Origin of the sequence: uncultured Pontibacter sp., assembly GCF_947502515.1 — a bacterium.
In the GTDB taxonomy this organism is placed as follows: domain Bacteria; phylum Bacteroidota; class Bacteroidia; order Cytophagales; family Hymenobacteraceae; genus Pontibacter.
The window spans coordinates 67132-73715 of the sequence record NZ_CANNAI010000012.1 but is presented as its reverse complement, the minus strand read 5'-3'; the positions used below and the strand labels follow the sequence as shown (position 1 = coordinate 73715).

General features: G+C 46.7%; 5 protein-coding genes and 1 tRNA gene. 2 read left to right on the top strand and 4 right to left on the bottom strand.

The features are described from left to right. Window positions 1-440: 440 nt before the first annotated feature. The 4 genes from Q1A54_RS20170 to Q1A54_RS20155 are packed head-to-tail and all read right to left on the bottom strand — an operon-like array spanning window position 441 to window position 4785. Complete coding sequence (locus Q1A54_RS20170) at window positions 441-1724, bottom strand: adenylosuccinate synthase (RefSeq protein WP_196114596.1); 1284 nt, start codon at window positions 1722-1724, stop codon at window positions 441-443. Between the two features lie 7 nt (window positions 1725-1731). After that, a complete protein-coding gene (locus tag Q1A54_RS20165) occupies window positions 1732-2082 on the bottom strand; it encodes an STAS domain-containing protein (RefSeq protein ID WP_007659423.1) in 351 nt (116 codons plus the stop codon). Further along, window positions 2054-2554: a transcriptional repressor gene (locus tag Q1A54_RS20160; RefSeq protein WP_007659421.1), complete on the bottom strand. Its 501-nt coding sequence runs from the start codon at window positions 2552-2554 to the stop codon at window positions 2054-2056. The genes Q1A54_RS20165 and Q1A54_RS20160 overlap by 29 nt, the downstream gene beginning before the upstream one ends. Window positions 2555-2589: 35 nt before the next feature. Beyond that, window positions 2590-4785 carry a bifunctional (p)ppGpp synthetase/guanosine-3',5'-bis(diphosphate) 3'-pyrophosphohydrolase gene (locus Q1A54_RS20155; RefSeq protein WP_299991813.1) on the bottom strand — a complete coding sequence of 732 codons (2196 nt, stop codon included), beginning with the start codon at window positions 4783-4785 and terminating at the stop codon, window positions 2590-2592. Between the two features lie 297 nt (window positions 4786-5082). Here Q1A54_RS20155 and Q1A54_RS20150 point away from each other — a divergent pair. Both Q1A54_RS20150 and tig read left to right on the top strand, forming a co-directional pair. Beyond that, window positions 5083-5164 (top strand) — tRNA-Leu (locus tag Q1A54_RS20150). Window positions 5165-5241: 77 nt separating this feature from the next. Beyond that, on the top strand, window positions 5242-6561 hold the full coding sequence (gene tig / locus Q1A54_RS20145) for a trigger factor (protein WP_299991810.1): 1320 nt from the start codon (window positions 5242-5244) through the stop codon (window positions 6559-6561). Window positions 6562-6584 lie beyond the last annotated feature (23 nt).

Here is a 6584-nt window from a genome sequence, read left to right as displayed (position 1 = left end):
GGGGAGTGCAAAGGTCAGAAAAAATCCCGTACATGCAAGGGCCCGCCCCCGTCTTTGCCCCCTCTCCCCGGGCGGTTCCCCTTAAGTGCCTGATCCGCACAGAGAATAGTTTCAAACTTTCTTCCGGGTTTTTGCACTCAACTCGTGAATGCTCTTTTGTACCTATCAAGTCAAGGGGCTGCATGTGCATTTGCCCTTGGTATCCCCCACTTTTTCCTGGCTTTTCAACCAGCGGCTTTCGATTAACATCTTTTAAGGTTCCTGAAGTTCCTTGGCTACTCATTTTTTATTAATCTGTCTTTTGCGGCTTTCTTTAACAGTTATTTTGGTTTTATACATTGGCAGCTTCTTGTAGCTCTAAGTTTATCTATTTCCATAAAACGAAAGAAGGCTTCATTCAAAGTAGAATGAAGCCTTCTTATTTATAGTTGCCTGCTATATTATACGCTGGTCTTTTCTCTTCTCAGAGTGCTCTTTCTATCTGGCCCCACTGATGCGATTGTAATAGGTACTTCCAAATGCTGCTCCAGGAAAGTCATATAATTGTTAAATGCTTCTGGAAGTGCTTCCACTGTATCAATTTGATTCAGGTCTACTTTCCAGCCTGGTAGTTCTTCATAGATCGGTTCGATACTCTCGGTATCCAGAGAGTGTGGTAATTGGTCGGTTATTTCTCCCGATGCCAATTTATAATGCGTACACACTTTTATGGTATCGAACTCTGTCAGCACATCAGCTTTCATCATGTTCAGTTGAGTAACCCCATTCAACATGATTGAATATTTCAAACTTGGCAGATCTACCCAACCGCAGCGACGCGGACGTCCGGTTGTAGAACCAAATTCATTCCCTGCTTTTCTGATTTGGTCACCCACCTCATCCAGCAACTCTGTAGGGAAAGGCCCGCTGCCTACCCGGGTGCAGTATGCTTTAAAGATGCCGTATACCTCTCCTATATATCGTGGGGCTACACCCAGTCCTGTACAGGCACCAGCCACCAAGGTAGTAGATGATGTAACAAATGGATATGTGCCAAAGTCAACATCCAGCAATGAACCCTGAGCTCCTTCTGCCAGTACACGCTTGCCGTTTTTCAAAGCATCGTTGATCATGTACTCACTATCAACCAGCTTAAGTGTACGGAGATAGTCAACTGCATCAAAGAATGCCTGCTCCTGCTCTCCAAGTTCTAAGGTCTGTCCATAGAACTCAACTGTCTTACGGTGACGTTCCACCAGCTTGTTATAGCGATCCTGAAAATCCTCAGCCAGTATATCGCCTATGCGTAAACCTACTCTGCCAATCTTATCCTGGTAAGTAGGTCCTATACCTTTTAGTGTAGAACCGATCTTACCTGAACCAAGTGCTTCTTCCGAAACTCTGTCAAGCACTTTATGTGATGGCAGGATGAGCGAGGCTTTTTTTGAAATGAATAGATTCTGGCTTGCATCTACGCCTCTATCTTGCAATTTCTGCATCTCTGTGCGAAATACGATCGGATCGAGCACAACACCATTGCCAATGATATTCTGAATATGCGAGTGAAAAATTCCAGAAGGGATCTGGTGAAGCACGTGCTTAGTGCCTTCGAATTCGAGTGTGTGTCCAGCATTAGGGCCTCCCTGGAAACGGGCCACAATGTCATAGGTAGGAGCCAGTACGTCGACGATTTTGCCTTTGCCTTCGTCGCCCCACTGCAGACCTATAAGTATGTCAACTGCCATTTATGAGTTAGTAAATTGATTCCTTTAAGAATTGCGCTGCGAAGTTATCATTTTCTGCGATGGTAAAAATGGCATTGAGCTTCGTAACGATCAAAAGTTTGCGAATGTGGTCAGACGGCTTGATCAAAACAAGCTCTCCCCCTCTATTGCGAAACTTTGTAAGAAGTGAAACCAGCACCCCCATCCCGCTACTGTCCATGAAACGAACATTGGAAAGGTCCACAGCGCACAACAATACTTTATTTTCCACTTGCTCCTCAGCAACGGCCATCAGTCTCTGGGTGTCAGGCCCTGCCACGAGGTCGCCTTCCAGTCTGATGAACAGGACATCATCCTTTAGTTCTGTCTGATACTTCATGCTGTTGTTCAGTTGCTTTTTTGGCGCGGCAATCGCCGCATACCCCATAAAGATTAAGGGAATGGTGCAAGATATGAAAATTTAGAAGGTCCCCCACCATGGTCTGTATATTATGGATACGAGGATCGCAAAACTCCACCACTTTATGACACTCGGTGCATATCACGTGGTCGTGCTGTCGGTAGCCGTACGATTTTTCGTACTGCGCCAGGTTGCGCCCGAACTGGTGCTTGCTTACCAGGTCATTCTCTACTAATAAGTCGAGGGTGTTATACACGGTGGCCCGGCTTACGCGGTAGTTCTTATTTTTCATGCTGATGTAGAGTGACTCCACATCAAAGTGCCCTGAACGGGAGTAAATCTCTTCCAGGATGGCGTAGCGCTCCGGTGTTTTGCGAAGCCCCTTGCTCTCCAGGTATGCCGTGAAAATTTTCTTTACTTCTTCTATTCTATTCTGCTGGTCTACTGCCATGATTTTTCTCTCTTATATATAATAGGTGTAGTGGCTTAGTCGAATCGCTCGACCGTTAACACGCCTGTTACCTTCCCCATGCGCTGAATCAGTTTGTCCAGGTGGCCGGTGTCATTTACAAAAACCATAATATTCCCCTCAAAGATTCCATCATGCGAATCGATTGTGATCGAGCGCATATTTACCCGAAGGCTGTTTGAGATAATACGGGTCAGGTCATTGACTAAGCCTACACGGTCTGTACCCTTGATTCGTATACCTGCCAGGAAAGCCAGTTCTTTCTGATCGGTCCATTTGGCTTTAATGATACGATTGCCATAGTTGGACATCAGCTCGATGCCTTTCTTGCAGTTAGTGCGGTGGATTTCAATGCCGTCTTCCTCTGACTCAAAGCCAAACACCTCGTCTCCAGGTATAGGGTTGCAGCAAGCTGCCACCTTATAATTCATGTTCGAGGTGTTCTCCCCTATCACAAGCATATCCGATGTAACGCCGCGTATCTTCTGCACCTCCCGGTCAAAAGACTTGGGTTCGAGCATGGAGGCGCCCCGTTCTGCCTGTGCTGAAAAGATAACCTCTTTGATATTCTTGATATCTATATGCCCTGTCGCGATGCGGTAATGCAGATCCTGTACAGATGGTATATTGAAGAAAGCCAGCAACTTGTTCAGATTACCTTGCGTTTCGGGCACCTTCAGGTAGGCCAGACGACGCTCCAGCATCATCTTGCCCTGCTCTGACTTGTTTTTACGCTCTTCACGCAGGTATTCCTTGATGCGTGATCGGGCTTTGGACGTTACCACATAGTCCAGCCACTCTTCGTTCGGCTTTTGCTTCTGTGAGGTCAGGATCTCGACCTGGTCACCGTTGCGCAGCCTGAAGCTGAGCGGTACCAGTTTCTGGTTTACTTTCGCACCAAGGCAGTGCAATCCGATCTGTGAATGTATTTCGAATGCGAAGTCGAGTGCGGTAGCCCGGTCAGGCAGTATAAGCAATTCACCTTTTGGAGTAAACACAAATACCTCCTCCACGAAAAGGTTTTTGCGGAACTCGTCCATAAACTCCAGTGCGTTGGCCGTGTTGTTTTCCAACATGTCCCGCACTTTGTTTATCCACAGTTCCAGGCCTGATTCGCCCCCGCTGCCATCGCTCTTATATTTCCAGTGTGCCGCATAACCACGCTCGGCAATCTCATCCATACGCTTGGTACGTATCTGTACCTCCACCCACTGCCCGGACTTACTCATGACAGTAGTGTGCAGTGACTCGTAGCCGTTGGCCTTTGGGGTGTTCACCCAGTCACGCAGGCGATCGGGGTTAGGCTGATAGAAGTCTGTTATAATAGAGTATACCTGCCAACAGGCTGCCTTCTCATGTTCCAGCGGTACATCCAACGTAATGCGGATGGCAAACAGGTCGTAAATCTCCTCAAAGGTGATGTTCTGCTTTTTGATCTTCTTTAATATAGAGTAGATCGACTTTGGCCTTCCCTTGATATTAAATTTAAACCCATGGCGGCGCAACTCTTCTTCTATAGGCGCAATGAAATCCTTGATAAACTTACCCCGGGCACTGCGGGTCTGTCGTATCTTGGTTGAAATGTCTTTATAGGTTTCGGTATCGGTATACTTCAGGTATAGGTCTTCCAGTTCAGACTTGATGGCATAAAGTCCCAGGCGGTGTGCGAGGGGCGCATACAGGTACATCGTTTCCGAAGCGATCTTGAGCTGCTTGTGACGCGGCATACTGTCGAGCGTACGCATGTTGTGTAGACGGTCGGCCAGCTTGATCAGGATCACCCGAACGTCATCAGACAGCGTCAGCAGCATCTTCCGGAAGTTCTCAGCCTGCTGTGAGGTACCATAATCGAACACACCGGATATCTTGGTCAGTCCCTCGATGATACGGGCTACACTAGAGCCAAACTCACGCTCGATCTCCTCTACTTCCATGGCCGTATCCTCTACCACATCGTGTAGTAAGGCTGCCACAATAGAAGTAGTCCCGAGTCCGATCTCCTCTACAGCAATCTGTGCCACTGCCAGTGGGTGCAGGATATAAGGTTCACCGGATTTACGGCGCATGTCTTTGTGCGCTTCAACAGAAGTATTGAATGCCTTCTTGATAATCTTAGCATCGTTGTCCTTCAGGAAAGGCTTGGCGTGCCGAAGTAATCTGCGGTAGTGTCTAAGGATCTCTTTGCGTTCTGCTTCTGGATCGATCATGTTCATGCTAAAGCTAGAAAGTATAGGGTGCTCAGGCCGGGCGGGCCTGCAGCCATACTTATGCTACTATCTATAAGTATAAGTGAGGCAGTGGCGTTTTAAGTTTCAAATATACACGAATATCCGCTTTCATACACACAATGCGAAGTGAATCGTGCAATTTGTTGATGCTGAACCATTAAGCTCTGAGTGGCAGATTACTCAAGTAAAAAACAGAAAAAATATTCGCTTTTTTTAGGTGCAGGGCTTGCATTTAAAATTAGCGTTCGTAAATTTGCACCATCATTACAAACAAGCACACATGCGGATGTGGCGAAATTGGTAGACGCACTAGACTTAGGATCTAGCGCTGCGAGGCATGGGGGTTCGAGTCCCTCCATCCGCACACAAACGAAACCCTCAACAGCCCATGTTGGGGGTTTGTTTTTACTAGATGTATCATCAATAAAATTTTTGTAAGCCTTGAATATTACATTAAATCAAACCGACGGCACTAACGCGCAACTCAAGGTAGTTCTGGCAGAGTCAGACTATGCTCCACAGGTTGATCAGCAAGTAAAAGAATTCAGCAAGAAAGCCCAGATCAAAGGCTTCAGACCTGGTAAAGTGCCTGCCGGCCTTATCAAGAAGATGTATGGCAAGAGCATACTGGTTGAGTCTATCAACAAACTTCTTCAGGAGGAGATCACGAAGTATATCAAGGATAACGATGTAAAACTGCTGGGCGAGCCGCTTCCGGAGCCAAGCCAGGACAACATTGACTGGGACAACCAGAAAGAGTTTGAATTCACGTACGCTGTTGGCTTGCTGCCTGACTTTAACCTTCCGCTGGATAAAAGCGTAGAGGGTTACACCGTAGAGCTGGACCAGACAACTGTAGACGAGGCTTACGAAAACCTGAAGCGCCAGTTTGGTAACACAACAAATCCAGAAACTTCTGAAGAAGGTGACTTTATCTACGGTGACCTGAAGCAAGTAGATGGAGAGTTCGAGTCTAAGACGCTTATCCCTACAAGCCGTGTAGTAGAAGGCAAAGATCAGTTTATGGGCGTTAAAGCCGGTGACACGATCCGTTTCGATATCCGCAAGGCATTTGGTGATGACAACAGCGCACTGGCTCACGTAACTGGCCTGAGCAAAGACGTAGTAGCTGACCTGAACGGTGATTTCGAATTCACTGTAGAGAAAATCAACCGCACTGAGGCTGCTGAACTGAACCAAGAGCTATTTGACAAGCTTTTTGGTAAGGACGAAGTGAAGACGGAAGAAGAGTTTGACGCGAAGATCCGTGAGACGATCAAGGAGAACTACGACCGTGAAGCTGACAACCTACTGTACCGCAACATCATCGATACATTGGTAGACAACGTAGAAGTAGAACTTCCTAATGAGTTCTTCAAGCGTTGGTTGCAAGTGACTAATGAAGGTCGTTTGACTGCAGAGCAAATCGAGGAGAACTTCGATAAGTACCTGAAGGAGCTGAAGTGGTCGATGATCAAAAACAAAGTGGTGGAGGAAAACGAGCTGAAAGTAACCAACGAAGAAGTGGTAAACAGCACGAAAGAGAAGATGTTGGCCCAGTTCAACATGCCAGAAGTTCCTGAGGAACTGGTAGAAAGCATGAATAACTATGCTAACCAGTATCTGCAGCAGGACAATGGCCGTAACTACATTAATGAGTACGAGCAACTGCTGGCCGAGAAGGTGCTCGCTAAACTAAAAGAGACGATGACTGTTGTAGAGAAGACAATCTCTACAGAGGACTTCAAGAACCTGTCGTAATAAGAACGATTTATAATATTTAA

Coding starts and splice junctions, on each gene's coding strand:
- Q1A54_RS20170 (WP_196114596.1), bottom strand. CDS start 1,724: ATGGCAGTTGACATACTTATAGGTCTGCAGTGGGGCGACGAAGGCAAA.
- Q1A54_RS20165 (WP_007659423.1), bottom strand. CDS start 2,082: ATGAAGTATCAGACAGAACTAAAGGATGATGTCCTGTTCATCAGACTG.
- Q1A54_RS20160 (WP_007659421.1), bottom strand. CDS start 2,554: ATGGCAGTAGACCAGCAGAATAGAATAGAAGAAGTAAAGAAAATTTTC.
- Q1A54_RS20155 (WP_299991813.1), bottom strand. CDS start 4,785: ATGAACATGATCGATCCAGAAGCAGAACGCAAAGAGATCCTTAGACAC.